The sequence below is a fragment of the Pseudomonas sp. AC255 genome, assembly GCF_979258175.1.
Genome location: NZ_OZ409841.1, coordinates 4415106 through 4434616 on the forward strand (window position 1 = coordinate 4415106; position 19511 = coordinate 4434616).

18 protein-coding genes are annotated in these 19511 nt (G+C 58.9%); 4 read left to right on the forward strand and 14 right to left on the reverse strand.

Features of this window, described 5'->3' with window-relative positions:
• Window positions 1–6 precede the first annotated feature (6 nt).
• Window positions 7–1914, reverse strand: a complete 1908-nt coding sequence (ftsH, locus tag ACZZ0K_RS20070) for an ATP-dependent zinc metalloprotease FtsH (protein WP_016771759.1) — start codon at window positions 1912–1914, stop codon at window positions 7–9.
• A 202-nt stretch (window positions 1915–2116) separates the two neighbouring features.
• Window positions 2117–2746, reverse strand: coding sequence for a 23S rRNA (uridine(2552)-2'-O)-methyltransferase RlmE (gene rlmE, locus ACZZ0K_RS20075; protein ID WP_463559273.1), 630 nt, complete (start codon window positions 2744–2746; stop codon window positions 2117–2119).
• Between the two features lie 101 nt (window positions 2747–2847).
• Between rlmE and ACZZ0K_RS20080 the strand changes: the two genes are divergently transcribed.
• The gene (locus ACZZ0K_RS20080) at window positions 2848–3156 is read left to right on the forward strand and encodes a YhbY family RNA-binding protein (protein ID WP_016771761.1); all 309 of its coding nucleotides are present in this window, start codon (window positions 2848–2850) and stop codon (window positions 3154–3156) included.
• A gap of 9 nt (window positions 3157–3165) precedes the next feature.
• On the opposite strand, the gene ACZZ0K_RS20085 is transcribed toward ACZZ0K_RS20080, so the two are convergent.
• The 8 genes from ACZZ0K_RS20085 to grpE all read right to left on the reverse strand — a co-directional run bounded on the left by ACZZ0K_RS20085 (window position 3166) and on the right by grpE (window position 13639).
• Entirely contained in the window at window positions 3166–3570 is a 405-nt protein-coding gene (locus ACZZ0K_RS20085; RefSeq protein ID WP_463559274.1) for an MFS transporter, read from the reverse strand.
• 28 nt (window positions 3571–3598) lie between these two features.
• Window positions 3599–4075: a transcription elongation factor GreA gene (gene greA, locus ACZZ0K_RS20090; protein ID WP_038861135.1), complete on the reverse strand. Its 477-nt coding sequence runs from the start codon at window positions 4073–4075 to the stop codon at window positions 3599–3601.
• Between the two features lie 2 nt (window positions 4076–4077).
• Window positions 4078–7299, reverse strand: coding sequence for a carbamoyl-phosphate synthase large subunit (gene carB, locus ACZZ0K_RS20095; protein WP_016771764.1), 3222 nt, complete (start codon window positions 7297–7299; stop codon window positions 4078–4080).
• A 124-nt stretch (window positions 7300–7423) separates the two neighbouring features.
• Window positions 7424–8560 (reverse strand): glutamine-hydrolyzing carbamoyl-phosphate synthase small subunit, encoded by a 1137-nt coding sequence (gene carA / locus ACZZ0K_RS20100; protein ID WP_016771765.1) that lies wholly within the window; start codon window positions 8558–8560, stop codon window positions 7424–7426.
• A gap of 258 nt (window positions 8561–8818) precedes the next feature.
• A complete protein-coding gene (dapB, locus tag ACZZ0K_RS20105) occupies window positions 8819–9622 on the reverse strand; it encodes a 4-hydroxy-tetrahydrodipicolinate reductase (RefSeq protein WP_041477928.1) in 804 nt (267 codons plus the stop codon).
• A 9-nt stretch (window positions 9623–9631) separates the two neighbouring features.
• Window positions 9632–10756 (reverse strand): molecular chaperone DnaJ, encoded by a 1125-nt coding sequence (gene dnaJ, locus ACZZ0K_RS20110; protein ID WP_016771767.1) that lies wholly within the window; start codon window positions 10754–10756, stop codon window positions 9632–9634.
• A gap of 297 nt (window positions 10757–11053) precedes the next feature.
• Window positions 11054–12970, reverse strand: a complete 1917-nt coding sequence (gene dnaK / locus ACZZ0K_RS20115; RefSeq protein ID WP_024011565.1) for a molecular chaperone DnaK — start codon at window positions 12968–12970, stop codon at window positions 11054–11056.
• A gap of 102 nt (window positions 12971–13072) precedes the next feature.
• Window positions 13073–13639 (reverse strand): nucleotide exchange factor GrpE, encoded by a 567-nt coding sequence (gene grpE / locus ACZZ0K_RS20120; protein ID WP_258707586.1) that lies wholly within the window; start codon window positions 13637–13639, stop codon window positions 13073–13075.
• Window positions 13640–13879: 240 nt separating this feature from the next.
• Here grpE and recN point away from each other — a divergent pair, with 240 nt between their 5' ends.
• The gene (gene recN / locus ACZZ0K_RS20125) at window positions 13880–15553 is read left to right on the forward strand and encodes a DNA repair protein RecN (RefSeq protein ID WP_463559275.1); all 1674 of its coding nucleotides are present in this window, start codon (window positions 13880–13882) and stop codon (window positions 15551–15553) included.
• 76 nt (window positions 15554–15629) lie between these two features.
• Here the strand turns inward: recN and fur are convergent, their stop codons facing one another.
• A complete protein-coding gene (fur, locus tag ACZZ0K_RS20130; RefSeq protein WP_016771770.1) occupies window positions 15630–16034 on the reverse strand; it encodes a ferric iron uptake transcriptional regulator in 405 nt (134 codons plus the stop codon).
• A gap of 97 nt (window positions 16035–16131) precedes the next feature.
• Between fur and ACZZ0K_RS20135 the strand changes: the two genes are divergently transcribed.
• Window positions 16132–16659, forward strand: coding sequence for an outer membrane protein assembly factor BamE (locus tag ACZZ0K_RS20135; RefSeq protein WP_016771771.1), 528 nt, complete (start codon window positions 16132–16134; stop codon window positions 16657–16659).
• A 61-nt stretch (window positions 16660–16720) separates the two neighbouring features.
• Here the strand turns inward: ACZZ0K_RS20135 and ACZZ0K_RS20140 are convergent, their stop codons facing one another.
• The 3 genes from ACZZ0K_RS20140 to ACZZ0K_RS20150 are packed head-to-tail and all read right to left on the reverse strand — an operon-like array spanning window position 16721 to window position 18873.
• A complete protein-coding gene (locus ACZZ0K_RS20140) occupies window positions 16721–17035 on the reverse strand; it encodes an RnfH family protein (protein ID WP_150636053.1) in 315 nt (104 codons plus the stop codon).
• On the reverse strand, window positions 17028–17462 hold the full coding sequence (locus tag ACZZ0K_RS20145; protein ID WP_016771773.1) for a type II toxin-antitoxin system RatA family toxin: 435 nt from the start codon (window positions 17460–17462) through the stop codon (window positions 17028–17030). The genes ACZZ0K_RS20140 and ACZZ0K_RS20145 overlap by 8 nt, the downstream gene beginning before the upstream one ends.
• Window positions 17463–17469: 7 nt before the next feature.
• Window positions 17470–18873 carry a sodium-dependent transporter gene (locus ACZZ0K_RS20150; protein WP_016771774.1) on the reverse strand — a complete coding sequence of 468 codons (1404 nt, stop codon included), beginning with the start codon at window positions 18871–18873 and terminating at the stop codon, window positions 17470–17472.
• A 119-nt stretch (window positions 18874–18992) separates the two neighbouring features.
• Between ACZZ0K_RS20150 and smpB the strand changes: the two genes are divergently transcribed.
• Window positions 18993–19475 carry an SsrA-binding protein SmpB gene (smpB, locus tag ACZZ0K_RS20155; protein WP_007953781.1) on the forward strand — a complete coding sequence of 161 codons (483 nt, stop codon included), beginning with the start codon at window positions 18993–18995 and terminating at the stop codon, window positions 19473–19475.
• Window positions 19476–19511 lie beyond the last annotated feature (36 nt).

The window sequence follows — 19511 nt, forward strand, 5'->3', positions numbered from 1 at the left end:
CAAGCCTTAAACGTCAGCAGCCGGACCGCCAATCGGTTTTTCCGGACGCTCATCCTGCACGACAGGCGGCGGAGGCGTACCGGTGCCACCCGACCAGTCGCGAGGTTCGCGAGGCGTGCGGCCGGCCATGATGTCGTCAATCTGCTCGGCATCGATGGTTTCGTACTTCATCAGCGCATCAGCCATGGCATCCAGCTTGTCACGGTTATCCGTGAGGATCTGCTTGGCGGTGCCGTAGCACTGATCAATGATGCTGCGCACTTCGGAGTCGATCAGTTTGGCTGTCTCACCGGAGAAGCTGGCAGCCTGACCACCACCACCGCGACCGAGGAACACTTCGCCTTCTTCTTCGGCGTACATCAGCGGACCGAGTTTTTCCGACAGACCCCATTTCGTCACCATGTTCCGGGCAATCTGACTTGCACGCATGATGTCGTTGGAGGCCCCGGTAGTCACACCATCGAAGCCCAGGGTCATTTCTTCAGCGATACGGCCACCGTACAACGAGCAGATCTGGCTGATCAGCGCACGCTTGGACAGGCTGTAGCGATCTTCTTCCGGCAGGAACATCGTCACACCCAGCGCACGACCGCGCGGGATGATCGACACTTTGTAGACCGGATCATGCTCGGGAACAACGCGACCGACAATGGCATGGCCAGCTTCGTGGTAGGCCGTGTTCTGCTTTTCTTTCTCGGACATGACCATGGATTTGCGCTCGGCGCCCATCATGATCTTGTCTTTCGCCAGTTCGAACTCTTTCATCTCGACGATGCGTTTGCCGCTACGTGCAGCGAACAACGACGCTTCGTTGACCAGGTTTGCCAGGTCAGCACCCGAGAAGCCCGGAGTACCACGTGCGATCACTGCCGGAGCAACGTCGTCGCCCATTGGCACTTTGCGCATGTGCACTTTCAGAATCTGCTCGCGACCGCGAATGTCTGGCAAGCCAACCACCACCTGACGGTCGAAACGGCCCGGACGCAGCAGCGCAGGGTCGAGTACGTCCGGACGGTTGGTCGCAGCAATCACGATGATGCCGTCATTCATTTCGAAGCCGTCCATCTCCACCAGCAACTGGTTGAGAGTCTGCTCACGTTCGTCGTGACCGCCACCCATGCCGGCGCCACGATGGCGACCTACGGCATCAATTTCGTCGATGAAGATGATGCAAGGGGCGTGCTTCTTGGCCTGCTCGAACATGTCACGGACGCGGCTGGCGCCGACACCGACGAACATTTCGACAAAGTCGGAACCGGAAATGGTGAAGAACGGCACTTTCGCTTCGCCGGCAATCGCCTTGGCCAGCAAGGTTTTACCGGTACCCGGCGGGCCGACCATCAGCACGCCGCGCGGAATACGACCGCCCAGACGCTGGAATTTGCCCGGATCACGCAGGAACTCAACCAGCTCGCCGACTTCTTCCTTGGCTTCGTCGCAACCGGCAACGTCAGCCAAAGTGGTTTTCACCTGATCTTCGGAGAGCAGGCGTGCCTTGCTCTTGCCGAAGCTCATCGGCCCGCCCTTGCCACCGGCACCACCCTGCATCTGGCGCATGAAGAACATGAACACCGCGATGATCACCAGGATCGGGAAGCTGGCTACCAGAAGCTGAGTCCAGATGCTTTGCTGTTCAGGCTGCTTGCCTTCAACCACAACGTGATTGTCGACCAGATCGCCGATCAGGCCATTGTCCTGAATTGCCGGACGAATGGTCTTGAAGCTGTCGCCATCGGTGCGCTTGCCGGTAATCACATAGCCGTCAACGGCTACGCGCTCGACCTTGCCATCCTTGACCTGCTGGATGAAGTCGGAATAGTTGAGGGTCTGCGGCTCGTTAGGGCTGGAGAAGTTGTTCATCACCGTCACCAGGACTGCCGCGATGATCAACCACAGGATCAGATTCTTTGCCATATCGTTCAATTAACTACCCTCTGAAGCAAGCTCCGCTACTGGCGCGCGCTTCGCATGATATTCACCGGCCTAACTTACTACATTACCTACAACTCTGGCAGGCGCCGTCTGTAACCCTTTGTGAAACACTTTCTACACAATATTCGCTTATGCCCGCAGAGCGAAATATGAAAAACCTATCGCCCTGCCGAAAAACCTCGTTTTACGCATCACCACCGCGATAACCCCAGGCCAGCATGTACTGCTCACGGGAGCTGCCACGGGAAGAGTCTGGCTTGATCATCTGGATCTTGTCGAATTTCTTCCGAGCATCCTTCAGATAAACGTCGAAGCCCTCGCCCTGGAAAATCTTGATGACGAAGTTGCCACCGGGCTTGAGGATCCGTTCCGCCAGGTCCAGCGCCAGCTCGCACAGGAACATGGCCTTGGGCATATCCACTTCGGGCGTACCACTCATATTGGGGGCCATATCGGAAATCACAAGGTCCACCTGCGAATTACCCACGGCCTCCAGGATGTCAGCGAGCACCGAGTCCTCCGTGAAGTCGCCCTGGATAAAATGCACGTCCGGAATGCTGTCCATTTCCAGGATGTCCGAAGCGATCAGACGCCCTTGGCCACCGATGAGCCGACTGGTCACCTGGGACCAGCCACCCGGCGCCGCGCCGAGGTCGACCACGCTCATGCCCGGGCGGATCAATTTGTATTTTTCCTGGATCTCGAGCAGCTTGTAACTTGCACGCGAGCGGTAGCCATCCTTCTGCGCCTGCTTCACATAAGGATCGTTGACATGTCTTTTCAGCCAACCAAGGCTTGTCTTGGAACGCGCCATTGGGCACCTCGATGATTAGGGTCGTGATTAGTTGGGCGGATCCACGAACCCTCGGGTAAAATGGCCGCCATTTTACAGAATCCAGACGAAAGGGTCAGATTATGCCGCTCACTCCAGAGCAGAAGAAACAGTACAAATCCATCGGCCACCACCTCAAACCAGTGTTGACGGTGGCGGACAACGGTTTGACTGAAGGTGTTTTAGCCGAACTTGAACGCGCCTTGGCCGATCACGAGCTGATCAAGATCAAGCTCAATATCCTTGATCGCGAGTCGCGCCTCGCGCACATCGCCGAGCTGTGCAAGGTCGGCAAAGCGGACCTGGTTCAGGTCATCGGCAAGATGGCTCTGGTCTACCGCAAGAACTTCAGCGCCAACAAGCAGCTGTCGAACGTTCATCGCTTCAAGTGATGCGCAGGGTCAAGGGTGTGCTTCGCGCACCCTGCCACCCCATCCCGGCACCGGCTGCATGACCAGCACCAGCCCGGAAAATCCCAGCACCAGATAACTGAATACATGCCAGCGCTGCGCATCCGGCCAGCCGACACGCACAGCGACATACATCGCGCACGCGCACAACGCCATCAACAACACCTGCCCGCGAAAATCCCGCCATAGACTGGCAAGCCCCTCGGCCTGTACCAGCACCAAAGCCTGAATGATCACGCACAGAGCGGCGAATCCCACCACCAGCACTTCGAAAGCACTGGCCACTTCATCGATCAACAGCGGCGCCAGACCGATCCGGCCCAGCGCCGGCTGCAAACCGACATGAATCAACCATAGGCCACCGACCCAAAGCATCTGGGTCAGTTGCCAAAGCATGGCGCCCGCATGCAGCGGGCGCCTTCTTTCAGATGTGACGAACTTCGACAATCTCGTACTCGATCACGCCGCTTGGCGTTTTGACGGCGACAACGTCACCCTCTTCCTTGCCAATCAAGGCGCGGGCCAGCGGCGAACCGACGGAGATCTTGCCGAGTTTGAAGTCAGCCTCATCCTCACCCACGATGTGGTAAGTGACGCTTTCATCAGTCTCGACGTTGGCGATCTCGACGGTGGTACCGAAAATCACTTTACCGGTGTGAGGAATGGTCGTGACGTCGATGATGACCTGATTCTGAATCCGGCCCTCGATATCACGAATACGCGCTTCGACCATGCCTTGCTGTTCGCGGGCAGCATGGTATTCAGCGTTTTCCTTCAAGTCACCCAACTCGCGGGCCGTACCGATGTCCTGGCTGAGCTTCGGACGGACGACCTTGGTCAGGTGAGCATGCTCCTCTTCCAGGGCGCGAGCGCCCTGAACAGTCATTGGGTACTTGGTTATGCTCATGCCTTCAATCCTGCGTGTAGATCCTGCAAGCGGCGCACGGTCTTTTCCGGACCGAACTTCAGCGCTTCGCAGATCGCTTCGCCCGCAGCAATAGTGGTGGTGCAGTAGATCTTGTGCTGCAGGGCGTTGCGACGAATGGAGTACGAATCGGCGATCGACTGACGACCTTCGGTGGTGTTGATGATCAGCGTGACTTCGTCATTCTTGATCATGTCGACCACGTGCGGACGACCCTCGGTCACCTTGTTCACGCGGCGCACTTTCAGGCCTGCGGCTTCGATCAGCTTGGCAGTGCCGGCAGTGGCGACCACTTCGAAGCCCAAGTTGATCAGATCACGGGCCACGCCTGCAACCAGTGGCTTGTCGTCATCGCGCACGCTGATGAACGCGGTACCGCCGGTCGGCAGAACTTCGCTGGCACCCATCTGCGCCTTGGCGAATGCTTCGCCGAAGGTGTCGCCGACGCCCATCACTTCACCGGTCGACTTCATCTCTGGGCCGAGGATCGGGTCAACGCCAGGGAACTTGGCGAACGGGAACACCGCCTCTTTCACGCTGTAGAAGTTCGGGATGATTTCCTTGGTGAAGCCGATTTCCTTCAGGGTCTTACCGGCCATCACGCGCGCAGCGATCATGGCCAGGGAAACACCGATGCACTTGGAAACGAACGGTACGGTACGCGAGGCGCGCGGGTTGACTTCGATGACGTAGATGTCTTCGCCCTGCAAAGCCAACTGCACGTTCATCAGGCCGACAACGCCCAGTTCCAGAGCCATTTTCTTGACCTGTTCGCGCATCTCGTCCTGGATGTGTGCCGGCAGCGAGTACGGCGGCAGCGAGCAAGCGGAGTCACCGGAGTGAACGCCCGCCTGTTCGATGTGCTGCATGATCGCGCCGATCACTACATCTTTGCCGTCGCAGACCGCATCCACGTCCATTTCGATGGCGCAGTTGAGGAAGTGGTCGAGCAGCACCGGGCTGTCGTTGGAAACTTGCACCGCGTCACGCAGATAGCGCTTGAGTTCGTCTTCCTTGTAAACGATTTCCATCGCACGGCCGCCCAGCACGTAGGACGGGCGCACCACCAGCGGATAACCGATCTTCGCCGCAGCACGAACGGCTTCGTCTTCGCTGCGCACAGTGGCGTTTGGCGGCTGACGCAGGTTCAGACGCTCGACCATTTGCTGGAAGCGCTCACGGTCTTCGGCGCGGTCGATGGCGTCAGGGCTGGTGCCGATGATCGGCACGCCAGCAGCTTCCAGTGCGCGAGCCAGTTTCAGCGGAGTCTGGCCGCCGTACTGGACGATCACGCCTTTCGGCTTCTCGACGCGGCAGATTTCCAGTACGTCTTCCAGGGTTACCGGCTCGAAGTACAGACGGTCGGAAGTGTCGTAGTCGGTGGAAACGGTTTCCGGGTTGCAGTTGACCATGATGGTTTCGTAGCCGTCTTCGCGCAGGGCGAGAGCAGCGTGAACGCAGCAGTAGTCGAACTCGATGCCTTGGCCGATACGGTTCGGACCGCCGCCCAGAATCATGATTTTGTCGCGACCCGACGGCGCGGCCTCGCACTCTTCCTCGTAGGTCGAGTACAGGTAAGCGGTGTCGGTAGCGAACTCGGCGGCGCAGGTGTCAACGCGCTTGTAGACCGGGAACACTTCCAGCTTCTGACGATGCGTACGCAGGTTTTTCTCGGTGACGCCCAGCAGTTTCGCCAGACGCTGATCGGAGAAGCCTTTGCGCTTGAGCTTGAACATCAGGTCGCGGTCGATCGAGGACAGACCGAGGGTCTTGACCTTCTCTTCGTCCTTGATCAGGTCTTCGATCTGCACCAGGAACCACGGGTCGATCATATTCATGCCGAAGATGTCTTCGACCGACAGACCGGCGCGGAAGGCGTCAGCCACGTACCAGATACGCTCGGCGCCCGGCACGGTCAGTTCGCGCTTGAGCACGCTCATGCTGTCCGGGTTGCTCAGATCGAGCTTCTCGTCCAGACCGCAAACGCCGACTTCCAGACCGCGCAGGGCTTTCTGCAGGGATTCCTGGAAGGTCCGGCCGATGGCCATGACTTCGCCAACCGACTTCATTTGCGTGGTCAGGCGCGCGTCAGCCTTGGCGAACTTCTCGAAGGCGAAGCGTGGCAGCTTGGTGACGACGTAGTCGATCGACGGTTCGAAGGACGCCGGGGTCTTGCCGCCGGTGATGTCGTTCGACAGCTCGTCGAGGGTGTAGCCCACAGCCAGTTTGGCCGCGACCTTGGCGATCGGGAAACCGGTGGCTTTCGAAGCCAGTGCCGAGGAGCGCGAAACACGCGGGTTCATTTCGATCACGACCATACGGCCAGTGTTCGGGCAGATACCGAATTGAACGTTGGAACCACCGGTCTCGACGCCGATCTCGCGCAGTACCGCCAGCGAGGCGTTACGCAGGATCTGGTATTCCTTGTCGGTCAGCGTCTGGGCTGGAGCTACGGTGATCGAGTCGCCGGTGTGCACGCCCATCGGGTCGAAGTTTTCGATCGAGCAGACGATGATGCAGTTGTCCTTTTTGTCGCGGACAACTTCCATCTCATATTCTTTCCAGCCGATCAGCGATTCGTCGATCAGCAGCTCTTTGGTCGGCGAAAGGTCCAGACCACGGGCGCAGATTTCTTCGAACTCTTCACGGTTGTAAGCGATACCGCCACCGGTGCCGCCCATGGTGAAGGACGGACGGATGATGCACGGGAAACCGAGGGTTTCGAGAACCGCGTTGGCTTCTTCCATGCTGTGGGCGATGCCGGAACGCGGGCACGCCAGGCCGATGGATTTCATCGCCTTGTCGAAACGCGAACGGTCTTCAGCCTTGTCGATGGTGTCGGCGTTGGCACCGATCATCTCTACGCCGAACTTCTCGAGAACGCCTTCGCGCTCCAGGTCCAGGGCGCAGTTCAGGGCGGTCTGGCCGCCCATGGTTGGCAGCACGGCGTCCGGACGCTCTTTTTCGATGATCTTGGCCACGGTCTGCCACTTGATCGGTTCGATGTAGGTGGCGTCGGCCATGTCCGGGTCGGTCATGATAGTGGCCGGGTTGGAGTTCACCAGGATGACGCGGTAACCCTCTTCGCGCAGGGCCTTGCAGGCCTGGGCGCCGGAGTAGTCGAATTCGCAGGCCTGGCCGATCACGATCGGGCCAGCGCCGAGAATCAGGATGCTTTTAATGTCTGTACGTTTTGGCATGGTTTGTCACTCAAATCCGCAGGTCAGTCGGCAAGCCGTCTTGATCGATTTCTGAAGTCCCGAAGGGGCCGCCGGAACCGGGGCCGCCCTCGAGGGCTTCTCTCTACAGTCTCAAGGCGAACGCTTAGCGTCGCTTGGCCATCTCGTTGATGAAGCGGTCGAACAGTGGCGCGACATCGTTCGGGCCAGGGCTCGCTTCAGGGTGACCCTGGAAGCTGAACGCGCTCTTGTCGGTGCGCTCGATGCCTTGCAGGGTGCCGTCGAACAGCGATTTGTGGATCGCGCGCACGTTGGCTGGCAGGGTGGCTTCGTCTACCGCAAAACCGTGGTTCTGGCTGGTGATCATCACCACGCCTGTATCCAGATCCTGCACCGGGTGGTTGGCACCATGGTGGCCGTGGCCCATTTTCAGGGTCTTGGCGCCGGAGGCCAGAGCCAGCAGTTGGTGGCCGAGGCAGATGCCGAATACCGGCGTCTCGGTTTCCAGCACTTCCTTGATCGCCTGGATCGCGTAGTCGCATGGCTCCGGATCACCAGGGCCGTTGGACAGGAACACGCCGTCCGGCTTCAGCGCCAGCACATCGGCGGCTGGAGTCTGCGCCGGCACCACGGTGACGCGGCAGCCGCGCTCGACCAGCATGCGCAGGATGTTGACCTTGACGCCGTAGTCGTAGGCGACCACGTGATATGGCAGCTCGGAAGCTTCGATGGTCGCGTGGCTGTCGGTTTTCAGATCCCAGACAGTCGAGCGCCATTCGTATTGGGTCTTGGTGCTGACGACTTTCGCCAGGTCCATGCCCTTCAGGCCCGGGAAGCCTTGCGCAGCGGCGATGGCTGCTTCTTCGGAGATATTGTCGCCGGCCATGATGCAGCCGTTCTGAGCGCCTTTTTCACGCAGGATGCGGGTCAGGCGACGGGTGTCGATACCGGCGATTGCCACCACGTTGTTGGCTTTCAGGTAATCGGACAGGGACATCGTGTTACGCCAGTTGCTCGCTACCAGCGGCAGGTCACGGATGACCAGGCCAGCGGACCAGACGCGGTCGGACTCGGCGTCTTCCGGCGTGGTGCCGGTGTTACCGATGTGCGGGTAAGTCAGGGTAACGATCTGTTGGGCGTAGGAAGGATCGGTAAGGATTTCCTGATAGCCGGTCATTGCGGTGTTGAACACCACCTCACCAACGGTCTGACCGTCGGCTCCAATGGCTTCGCCGCGAAAAATGCTGCCATCAGCAAGGGCGAGTATGGCTGGCTTAGTCAAGAAGACCTCCCGTAAATAACGCATGAAAGGGCAATCGCAGGTTGTAAAAAAGCGGAGTGACGTATGGACACGTCACCCCGCTTCTTCACTGAAATTATTCTGCGCGCTTTTAGTGGACACACTAAAGCTGTAGCTTACAGAAAAGGGCGTTTTTGGTCCACCGCTAAAGAGCCTTAAAGGCCGGAGAATGCGACAGGTCGTCGCCAAGCGGTAAAAACCGGCGCAAAACGGGACGTTTGCGCCGGGTTCAGCAACGACTCAACGCAGGTCGAGCACGTCTTGCATGTCGTACAGGCCCGGCTCGCGACCATCCAGCCACAGCGCCGCACGCACCGCGCCCTTGGCGAAGGTCATGCGGCTCGATGCCTTGTGGGTAATCTCGACGCGCTCGCCATCGGCAGCGAACAGCACGGTGTGATCACCGACGATATCGCCAGCACGCACGGTGGCGAAACCAATGGTTTCACGCTCACGCGCACCGGTCTGGCCTTCACGACCGTAGACCGCGACCTTCTTCAGATCACGCCCCAGGGCATCGGCAATCACTTCACCCATGCGCACCGCGGTACCGGACGGAGCATCGACCTTGTGGCGGTGATGGGCTTCCATGATCTCGATATCGACATCGTCTCCCAGCACGCGCGCAGCGGTGTCGAGCAACTTCAGGCACAGGTTGACGCCGACGCTGAAGTTGGCGGCGAAGACGATCGGAATGTCCTTGCCCGCATCGGCCAGCAATTGCTTCTCTTCAACACTGAAACCGGTGGTGCCGATGATCATCGCTTTGCCGTGCTTGCGGCAGAACGCGAGATTCTTCAGGGTCACGGTCGGGTGAGTGAAGTCGATCAACACATCGAACTCTTCAACCACACGATCCAGATCACCGGACAGCGGCACGCCGATACGGCCCAGCGCTGCCAGCTCACCGGCATCCGCACCGACCAGCGTGCTGTCGGGACGATCGACCGCCGCCGTCAGACCGGCGCCCGGCGTCTGCTGCACCGCTTCAATCAGGGTCTTGCCCATGCGCCCGGCGGCGCCCATCACTGCAATACGTCGCATGCCGACTCCTTACAAATCGCCGAAGAAACGCTTCACACCGTCGAACCAACCGGTGGTTTTCGGCGAGTGGCTGTTGTCGTCGGCCAGGGAGCTGCGGAATTCTTCCAGCAGTTCACGCTGACGACGGTTGAGGTTGACCGGCGTTTCCACAGCGACACGACACATCAGGTCGCCGGCACCGCCGCCACGCACTGGCGCAACGCCCTTGCCGCGTACGCGGAATTGCTTGCCGGTCTGCGTGCCTTCAGGGATTTTCAGTTTGACGCGACCGTCGAGGGTCGGAATCTCCAGCTCGCCGCCCAGTGCAGCGTCGACGAAGCTGATCGGCACTTCGCAGAACAGATGCTTGCCGTCACGCTGGAAGATGTCGTGTTCGCGCACATTGATCACAACGTACAGGTCGCCAGTCGGCCCGCCCTGGGTACCCGCCTCGCCTTCGCCGGACAGACGAATGCGGTCGCCAGTATCAACACCGGCAGGCACTTTGACCGACAGGGTTTTGTACTCTTCGACACGACCGTCGCCGTGGCAGGAGTCGCACGGATCGGAAATGATCTTGCCCTGGCCATGGCAGCGCGGGCAGGTCTGCTGCACCGAGAAAAAGCCCTGCTGCATGCGCACCTGACCGATGCCGCCGCAGGTCGGGCACGTCGTCGGCGACGAGCCTTTCTTGGCGCCGGAACCATCGCACGGTTTGCAGTTGACCAGTGTCGGAACGCGGATATTCACCGACGTACCGCGCACCGCTTCTTCCAGATTCAGCTCCAGGGTGTAGCGCAGATCGCTGCCACGCTGAGCGCCGCCACGGGCACCGCCGCGACCGCCACCGAAGAAATCACTGAAGACATCGCCGAAGATGTCCGAGAAGTTCTGGCCACCGAAACCGGCACCGCCGCCACCCATGCTCGGATCGACGCCGGCATGACCATACTGGTCGTATGCCGCGCGCTTGCTGGCGTCGGACAACACTTCATAGGCCTCGTTGGCCTCTTTGAATGCTTCTTCGGAAGCTTTGTCGCCGGGATTACGGTCGGGGTGGTGCTTCATGGCCAGACGGCGATAGGCCTTCTTCAGGTCCGCTTCGCTCGTGCCCCGCTCGACACCCAATACTTCGTAATAGTCACGCTTTGCCATAAGTTCTTTGCACTCTTAAGGACGTTCGGCAAACCCCTCCTGAGCCTCGCCAAACTCGTTGAGCCCCCATTAAGGCCCGGACCCAACTCACGTCAATTCAACGATCCTGGTCTTGATTGATGCGGTATCTGCGGCGCGAAAAGCAGGAGCATTCCCGGCCATACCGCCAGCATCCGAACGGTGTCGCATGCTGTAAAAATTCGCGTATTCCAGATACGCCAACGCGGGAGGCAAGCTCCCGCGCGGCGACATCCTACCAGTCACCGCCGCAAGGCAGTCAACCGGGCGACCAACAACTTACTTGTGGTCTTTGACTTCTTCGAACTCGGCGTCGACAACGTCGTCAGCCTTCTCAGCCGATTCGCCTTGCGGGGCCGCGCCATCAGCTGGCTGAGCCTGTTCGGCGTACATCTTCTGAGCAACCGGAGCGGAGACTTTCGACAGCTCTTCAACCTTGGCTTCGATGGCAGCCTTGTCGTCGCCTTTGACGGCGGCTTCCAGAGCAACCACTGCAGCTTCGATTGCAGTCTTCTCTTCGGCGGTGACCTTGTCGCCTGCGTCAGCGACCATCTTGCGAGTCGAGTGCACCAGTGCATCACCCTGGTTACGGGCAGCGGCCAGTTCTTCGAACTTGCGGTCTTCCTCGGCATTCGCTTCGGCGTCACGCACCATGCGCTCGATTTCTTCGTCGGACAGACCGGAGTTGGCCTTGATCACGATCGACTGGGTCTTGCCGGTAGCCTTGTCTTTCGCGCCGACGTGCAGGATGCCGTTGGCGTCGATGTCGAAGGTCACTTCAATCTGCGGCACGCCACGTGGAGCTGGTGGAATGTCGGCCAGGTCGAACTTGCCCAGCGATTTGTTCTGTGCGGCTTGCTTGCGCTCGCCCTGCAGAACGTGAATGGTCACAGCACCCTGGTTGTCATCGGCAGTCGAGAACACTTGCGATTTCTTGGTAGGAATCGTGGTGTTTTTCTCGATCAGCGCGGTCATCACGCCACCCATGGTTTCGATACCCAGGGTCAGCGGGCTGACGTCGAGCAGCAGCACGTCTTTCACGTCACCGGCCAGAACAGCGCCCTGAATCGCAGCACCCATGGCAACGGCTTCGTCCGGGTTGACGTCTTTACGCGCTTCTTTACCGAAGAAATCGGTAACCAGCTTCTGTACCAGCGGCATACGAGTCTGACCACCGACCAGAATCACGTCGTTGATCGCGCTGACGTCGATACCGGCGTCTTTCATGGCAATGCGGCAAGGTTCGATGGTGCGCTGAACCAGGTCTTCAACCAGTGCTTCGAGCTTGGCACGGGAGATTTTCACGTTCAGGTGCTTAGGACCGGTCGCATCTGCAGTGATGTACGGCAGGTTGACGTCGGTCGACTGAGCGGACGACAGCTCGATCTTGGCTTTCTCAGCGGCTTCTTTCAGGCGCTGCATGGCCAGCGGGTCACCTTTGAGGTTCATGCCGCTTTCTTTCTTGAATTCGTCAACGAGGTAGTCGATCAGACGAATGTCGAAGTCTTCACCGCCGAGGAAGGTGTCACCGTTGGTGGCCAACACTTCGAACTGGTGCTCACCGTCAACTTCAGCGATTTCGATTACGGAAACGTCGAAAGTACCGCCACCCAGGTCATAAACGATCACGGTGTGATCGCCCTTGGCCTTGTCCATACCGTAAGCCAGAGCGGCTGCGGTTGGTTCGTTGATGATGCGTTTTACGTCCAGACCAGCGATGCGGCCGGCGTCTTTGGTGGCCTGACGCTGGCTGTCGTTGAAGTAGGCCGGAACGGTGATCACCGCTTCGGTCACTGCCTCGCCGAGGTAGTCTTCGGCGGTCTTCTTCATCTTCTTCAGAATTTCAGCCGAGATCTGTGGCGGTGCCATTTTCTGGCCGTTCACTTCTACCCAGGCGTCATTGTTGTCAGCCTTGACGATCTTGTAAGGGACCATCTGGATGTCTTTCTGCACAACTTCTTCGTCGAAACGACGACCGATCAGACGCTTTACCGCGTACAGGGTGTTGTGCGGGTTGGTTACAGCCTGACGCTTGGCCGACTGACCTACCAGAATTTCGCCATCGTTGGCGTAAGCGATGATCGACGGCGTGGTACGCGCGCCTTCAGCGTTTTCAATAACTTTGGCTTTGCCGTTTTCCAGCACGGAGACGCAGGAGTTGGTAGTCCCCAGGTCGATACCGATAATTTTGCCCATGTTCACTCTCCCGAAACTTTGGATTTTGTTGCCGCAGCAGTGGTGGCTGACTGCGGTAGCACTTAAACGCTTGACTTCTAAATGGGGGCCTTGCGGCTAATTTCAAGCCTGCTCGTCAATCGAAGGCGAAACCGGTGCCGGCGCCTTGCTGACCACGACCATCGCCGGGCGCAGCAGGCGACCATTGAGCTGGTAGCCCTTCTGGAAAACCTTCAACACGCTATTCGGCTCGACGTCGGCACTTTCCTGCATGGCCATCGCCTGATGGTGAACGGCGTTGAACGGTTCGCCATGCGGATCGATCGCTTCAAGCTGGTAGCGCTTGAGGGTGTCGTGGAACATTTTCAGGGTCAGCTCGATGCCTTCGCGCATCGGACGGATGCTTTCGTCGTCCGGGCTCGACAGCTCGAGGCCGCGCTCCAGGCTGTCGACGATCGGCAGCAGGTCGCTGGCAAATTTCTCAAGGGCAAACTTGTGCGCCTTCTCGACGTCCTGCTCGGCACGGCGGCGAACGTTCTGCAGATCGGCAGCAACACGCAGAGACTGATCCTGCGCGGCGGCCAATTGCTCTTCGAGCACTTGCACACGGGTCGCCAGGTCGTCACCCGAACCTTCGGGCACCTGATTGGCATCTGGGTTTTGCGTATCTACTGTCTGTTCGTCAGCCATAGAATTCTCCTTTCAATTTCGTCCGCGAGCCTGACTCGCGCTTCTGCCCCGATATATGGGGCCGCAAAATCAGGCTTCAAGGGCTGAAAACAATTGTCCCTACAAAAAAGTGCTGAATACTCATTCTTGAATGCGCTAAGAAAACTCTCTGACCAAGCAAATCGAGCTAAGGGTGGGCATTGTCAGGCCTGAACAAAACACTGTATAAATAACCAGACCTCAAGCCTGGGAGCTGCCTTTATGCTGGTGCACCTGTCCGTACACAACTACGCCATCGTTGAACATCTCGATCTCGAACTTGATCGCGGGATGAGCGTGATCACAGGGGAAACCGGCGCCGGCAAGTCGATCATGCTCGATGCCCTGGGCCTCACCCTGGGTGATCGCGCCGACAGCGGCGTGGTTCGCCCGGGCGCTGATAAAGCCGACATTCTCGCCACCTTCGATCTCGCTGATATCCCTGAAGCCAGCGCCTGGCTGGCCGAGCGCGATCTGGAAAACCACGGGCCTTGCATCCTGCGCCGGGTCATCACCTCGGAAGGTCGTTCGCGCGGCTATATCAACGGCACGCCCTGCCCGCTCGGCGACCTCAAAGCCCTCGGCGAGCTGCTGATCGATATCCACAGCCAGCACGAACATCAGTCGCTGCTGAAGACCGACACCCATCGCCGCCTGCTTGACGAGTACGCCGGTGCCACCGATCTGGCGCGTCAGGTGCAGCTTGCCGCGCAACGCTGGCGTCAGACCCGCCAGGAACTGGAGCGGCTGTCCAACTCCGGCGACGAACAACGCGCACGTCATCAGTTGCTCAGCTATCAGCTTGAGGAATTGGAGAACCTCGGCCTCGGCGAAAATGAACTGGAGCAACTGGAGCAGGAACACAAGAACCTGACCAACGCCGAAACCTTGCTGGGCATATGCCGGCAAGTGGTCGAGCAATGCAGTGAAAGTGATTCAGGGAATGTCCTGAATGCACTGACCGCCAGCCTCAATCGTCTGTCCAGTGTGAACAGCTCGGTGGGGGCGCTGGGTGAAGCCAGCAGCCTGCTGACCAGCGCACAGATTCAGGTAGAAGAAGCGGTCGGCGAGCTCAACCGCTTCCTCGACAACTTTGATGCCGACCCGGCTCGCCTGCAATACCTGGAAGAGCGCCTCGACGCGATCTACACCCTGGCGCGCAAACACCGGATTCAACCGACCGAAGTCGGCGAGATGCAGCAAAAGCTGCTCGATGAAATCGAAACCCTCAACGCCAACGATGAATCCATCGAACGCCTGGGTGAAGAACTGGCGTCCTACGCCCGCCACTATCAGGAGAAAGCGCGCGAGCTGAGCGACCTTCGTCATCAAGCTGCCGGTAGCCTCGCCAGTGCAGTGGAGCAGGAAATCCAGCGCCTGGGCATGCCCGGCGGCCGCTTTACCATCGAACTGAAAGCCAACAGCAGCGATGAGTTGCTGCCGAACGGGCTGGAACAGGTCGAACTGCTGGTCAGCGCCAACCCCGGCCAACCGCTCAAGGCGCTGGCAAAAGTCGCCTCCGGTGGTGAGCTGTCGCGGATCAGTCTGGCGATTCAGGTCATTACCGCCCAGACCTCCCGCGTGCCGACCCTGGTGTTCGACGAAGTGGACGTAGGTATTGGCGGTCCGACTGCCGAGATTGTCGGCCAGTTACTGCGCCGTCTCGGTGATCGCGGCCAGGTCCTGACCGTGACGCACTTGCCGCAAGTGGCGGCGCAAGGGCATCAGCATCTGTTCGTGCACAAGGTTCGCGACGAGAAGGCGACTCACACCGCTGTCGCGAAGCTGACAAAGAACGAGCGCATCGAAGAAGTCGCGCGCATGCTCGGCGGCATCGATCTGACCAAGGAATCCCTGGCTCATGCGAAAAAAATGGTGGTGACCGCCAAGGCGTAACAAATAGTAGAAAGCACGAAGGCGACCCTTGGGTCGCCTTCGCTCGTTTCGCGAATGTGAAATTCGCGCGACATGCTTACTTTTTCTTGCGCACGTACAGCACCAGGTTGTGATCAACCATTTCGAAGCCATGCTTCTCGACGATCGATTTCTGAAGTTTTTCGATTTCTTCGTCGAAGAATTCGATCACTTCACCCGATTCCACGTTGACCATATGGTCGTGGTGGCCACCGTCAGCCAGTTCGAAGACCGCGTGGCCGCCGTCGAAGTTGTGGCGGACCACGAGGCCGGCCGCTTCGAACTGGGTCAGTACACGGTAAACCGTGGCCAGACCAACGTCCTCACCAGCTTCCATCAACGCCTTGTAGACGTCCTCGGCACTCATGTGGCGCTGCTCGGTAGAGTCGAGCATTTGCAGGATCTTGACCCGTGGCAGGGTCACTTTGAGGCCGGCTTTGCGTAGTTCGCTATTTTCAACCATGGTCAGCTTTCTCGCGATGCTGCTTCGCAGCTTCTCTTAATGCGGGTATGATCGGCGTTTACGTTGTCCCAGCCAAGATAGTGGAAGTCGCCCACCGATGCAAAACACCAAGCTCTTGCTAACCAGTTTCACCTTTGTGGGACTGCTCGCACTCGCCGGTTGTTCATTCCCCGGGGTTTACAAAATCGACATCCAGCAGGGCAATGTCGTCACGCAGGACATGATAGACCAGTTACGCCCGGGAATGACCCGGCCGCAAGTACGGTTTATCATGGGCAACCCTCTGCTTGCCGACACGTTCCATGCCGATCGCTGGGATTATCTGTACAGCCTGCAACCGGGTGGCGGTGAACGCCAGCAGGAACGAATCAGCGTTATCTTCAACTCCAACGACCAGCTTGTCAGCCTGTCCGGTGACTTCATGCCCGGCGTGAGCCGTGATGAAGCCATTCTCGGCAAGGACAGCGGTACTACCGTGACCGCGCCTGCTGAAAACGCCGACAAGCCAGAAGCCGAGAAGCCAGCCAAACCAGGCTCCTTGCTGGATCAGATCCAGAAGGACGTCGATGGCGTGGAAACCGTACCGGTTCCGACACCAGAGCCGCTGGACACCTCGCCGCAGTAATAGGCGAGGCAATAAAAAACCCGGACATTCCGGGTTTTTTATTGCCTGCCGTTTGGCCTGATCAAGAATTGCGTGCTTTGGCCTCGGCAGCCTTGGCCGCACGCAAACGTCGAACTTCTTTGGGATCAGCCAGCAGCGGTCGATATATTTCGATCCGGTCGCCCGCCTGAACAGGGCGAGAATCCGCGTCAGCCACGACCTTGCCAAAAATCCCCAGCGGGCACTGCGCCAGATTCAGCTCAGGAAACTCGGCCGCGATGCCCGATGCGTGCACCGCAGCCCGAATGCTAACGCCTTCAGCTACGCTGATCGCACGCATAACCTGGCGATCAACCGCTGCGTACACGACTTCTATCTCGATCACCGGCTCAACCATGCATCTGCTTGGCGCGCTGGCAGAAAGCATCCACCAACTGATTGGCCGCCTGATTGAACAACGGCCCCAGAGTTGCGCGCACCAACGGCCCGGCATAATCGAACGACAGATCCAGACTGATCTTGCAGGCCTTCTCGTTCAGTGCCTTGAATACCCAGATGCCGTGCAACTGAGTGAACGGGCCTTCTTCAAGATTCATCTCGATCGACTGCCCCGGCACCAGCGTGTTGCGCGTGACGAAATGCTGACTGAGGCCACCCTTCGCGACGCCGACACTGGCGCGCATGTGTTCCGGCGAGCTTTCCAGCACTTCAGCCTCCGAGCACCACGGCAGAAACTCCGGGTACCGCGCGACGTCGTTGACCAGGTCGTAGAGAAACTGCGCCGGGTACGGCAGGAGCGCGGATCGTTGGATATGTGTCGTCATGTAAGCGTTACTTCCAGAGCTGAGCGGCAAAGACTACAAGAATGCCGATAGGCGCCACGTAGCGCATCAAGAACAGGGACAGAGCAAACAGAACCGGGTTACGGATGGACAATTCATCCCGCACCGCTTCACGCCCCATCACCCATCCCGCGAACAGCACGAAACACAAGCCACCGAGGGGCAACATGATCCGCGAGGTGAAGAAATCGATCACGCCAAAGAAGTCGAGACCGCTCTGCGCACCCCATTGATAGAGGCTGAACGCCCCGCCTTCGTTCACGAAAAACTTGGCTTCCTTCCAGATATTGAAAGAAAACACCGTGCCCAGACCAACGAACCAGCAGGTGAACGCAAGCCAGAACGTGACCCAGATGCGGCTGATTTTAGTGCGTTCAACCAGGTAAGCCACCATTGGCTCAAGCAGCGAAATCGCCGAACTCCACGCTGCCACCGCGACCAGCACGAAGAACACCACGCCCATCAACTGGCCGAAAAATACATTACCAAAAGCAAATGGCAGGCTGACGAACATCAGTCCCGGACCTTCGCTTGGGTTCAGGCCAGCAGCGAACACAATCGGAAACAGTGCCAGACCAGCGACCAGCGATACGAAAGTATCCAGCAGCGCAACGCCGACCACCGTGCCCGACAGCGAAGTGTTCTTCGGCATGTAGGCGCCGTAGATCATGATCGAACCAACGCCGACGCTCAGCGAGAAGAATGCGTGCCCCATCGCCGGCAGCAGACCGTCGAGGACTTTTTCCGGGTGGAAGTCGAACATGAAATGCACGCCTTCCATGAAATGCCCGGTGGTCATGCTGTAACCCAGCAGCACCAGAATCATCACGAACAGCAGCGGCATCATGATCCGCAGGCTGCGCTCAAGCCCGGCGACCACGCCTTTGGCGATCACGAAGGCCGACAGCAGCATGAAAATCGTGTGCCAAAGTGTCAGGCGCCATGGATTGGAGATGACATTGCCGAAATAGGCACCGACCTGATCGGCCGTCGCGCCCTGGAAATCGCCACGGCCCATGTCGACGATGTAGTCCAGCGACCAGCCGCCGACCACACTGTAGAAAGACAGAATCAGCAGGGCCGTGATCATCCCGGCGAACGCGCCCCACGACCATTTGGCCGAGTGCCCGGCTTCCAGTGCCAGCACCTTCAGGGCATTCGCCGGACTTTGCCGGGCGCGCCGGCCGATCAGGGTTTCCGCGAGCATGACCGGCACGCCGATGAGTGCGATGCACGCCAGGAACATCAGCACGAAGGCGCCGCCGCCGTAGACCCCGACCATGTAGGGGAACTTCCAGATACTACCCAGTCCCACGGCCGAACCGGTCGCGGCGAGTATGAATACCCAGCGGCTAGCCCAACTGCCGTGGACAGAAACCTTGTCTGTCGACATCGTTTATCACGCCCAAGCGTTAGAAAAAGAGGCCGCATTGTCCGGGATTCACTCAACCTGCTCAAGCACGCAGCAACACCGTAGCCGACAGCCGAACAACTCCATATAATGCCGCCCCTATGGCTAAACAGAAGAAACACCCAACAGGGACCATCGCGCAGAACAAAAAGGCGCGACACGATTACTTCATCGAGCACAAGTTCGAGGCTGGTCTGGTCCTGGCCGGCTGGGAAGTAAAAAGTCTGCGGGCGAGCAAGTTGCAGCTGGTCGACAGCTATGTGCTGCTCAAGGACGGCGAAGCATGGTTGCTCGGCAGCCACATCACGCCGTTGATGACCGCAAGCACTCACGTCATCGCCGACCCGGTGCGCACGCGCAAACTGCTGCTCAACCGCCGCGAGCTGGACAAGCTCGCCGCCGCCGTGCAGCAGAAGGGTTACGCCTGCGTCTGCCTGTCCTGGTACTGGAGCAAGCACATGGTCAAGTGCGAGATCGCTCTGGGCAAGGGCAAGAAGGAATACGACAAGCGTGACACCGAGCGCGAGCGCGATGCCGGTCGTGAATTGCAGCGTGCGGTGCGCAACAAGGGCAAGGAAGACTGATCTTCCTCCTTTAGCGCCAATTCGCGAGCAGGCTCG

Coding starts and splice junctions, on each gene's coding strand:
- grpE (WP_258707586.1), bottom strand. CDS start 13,639: ATGGCTGACGAACAGACAGTAGATACGCAAAACCCAGATGCCAATCAG.
- ACZZ0K_RS20080 (WP_016771761.1), top strand. CDS start 2,848: ATGCCGCTCACTCCAGAGCAGAAGAAACAGTACAAATCCATCGGCCAC.
- rlmE (WP_463559273.1), bottom strand. CDS start 2,746: ATGGCGCGTTCCAAGACAAGCCTTGGTTGGCTGAAAAGACATGTCAAC.
- ACZZ0K_RS20135 (WP_016771771.1), top strand. CDS start 16,132: ATGCAAAACACCAAGCTCTTGCTAACCAGTTTCACCTTTGTGGGACTG.
- dapB (WP_041477928.1), bottom strand. CDS start 9,622: ATGCGACGTATTGCAGTGATGGGCGCCGCCGGGCGCATGGGCAAGACC.
- dnaK (WP_024011565.1), bottom strand. CDS start 12,970: ATGGGCAAAATTATCGGTATCGACCTGGGGACTACCAACTCCTGCGTC.
- ACZZ0K_RS20140 (WP_150636053.1), bottom strand. CDS start 17,035: ATGGTTGAGCCGGTGATCGAGATAGAAGTCGTGTACGCAGCGGTTGAT.
- ACZZ0K_RS20085 (WP_463559274.1), bottom strand. CDS start 3,570: ATGCTTTGGCAACTGACCCAGATGCTTTGGGTCGGTGGCCTATGGTTG.
- fur (WP_016771770.1), bottom strand. CDS start 16,034: ATGGTTGAAAATAGCGAACTACGCAAAGCCGGCCTCAAAGTGACCCTG.
- smpB (WP_007953781.1), top strand. CDS start 18,993: ATGGCTAAACAGAAGAAACACCCAACAGGGACCATCGCGCAGAACAAA.
- ACZZ0K_RS20150 (WP_016771774.1), bottom strand. CDS start 18,873: ATGTCGACAGACAAGGTTTCTGTCCACGGCAGTTGGGCTAGCCGCTGG.
- recN (WP_463559275.1), top strand. CDS start 13,880: ATGCTGGTGCACCTGTCCGTACACAACTACGCCATCGTTGAACATCTC.
- carB (WP_016771764.1), bottom strand. CDS start 7,299: ATGCCAAAACGTACAGACATTAAAAGCATCCTGATTCTCGGCGCTGGC.
- ACZZ0K_RS20145 (WP_016771773.1), bottom strand. CDS start 17,462: ATGACGACACATATCCAACGATCCGCGCTCCTGCCGTACCCGGCGCAG.
- ftsH (WP_016771759.1), bottom strand. CDS start 1,914: ATGGCAAAGAATCTGATCCTGTGGTTGATCATCGCGGCAGTCCTGGTG.
- dnaJ (WP_016771767.1), bottom strand. CDS start 10,756: ATGGCAAAGCGTGACTATTACGAAGTATTGGGTGTCGAGCGGGGCACG.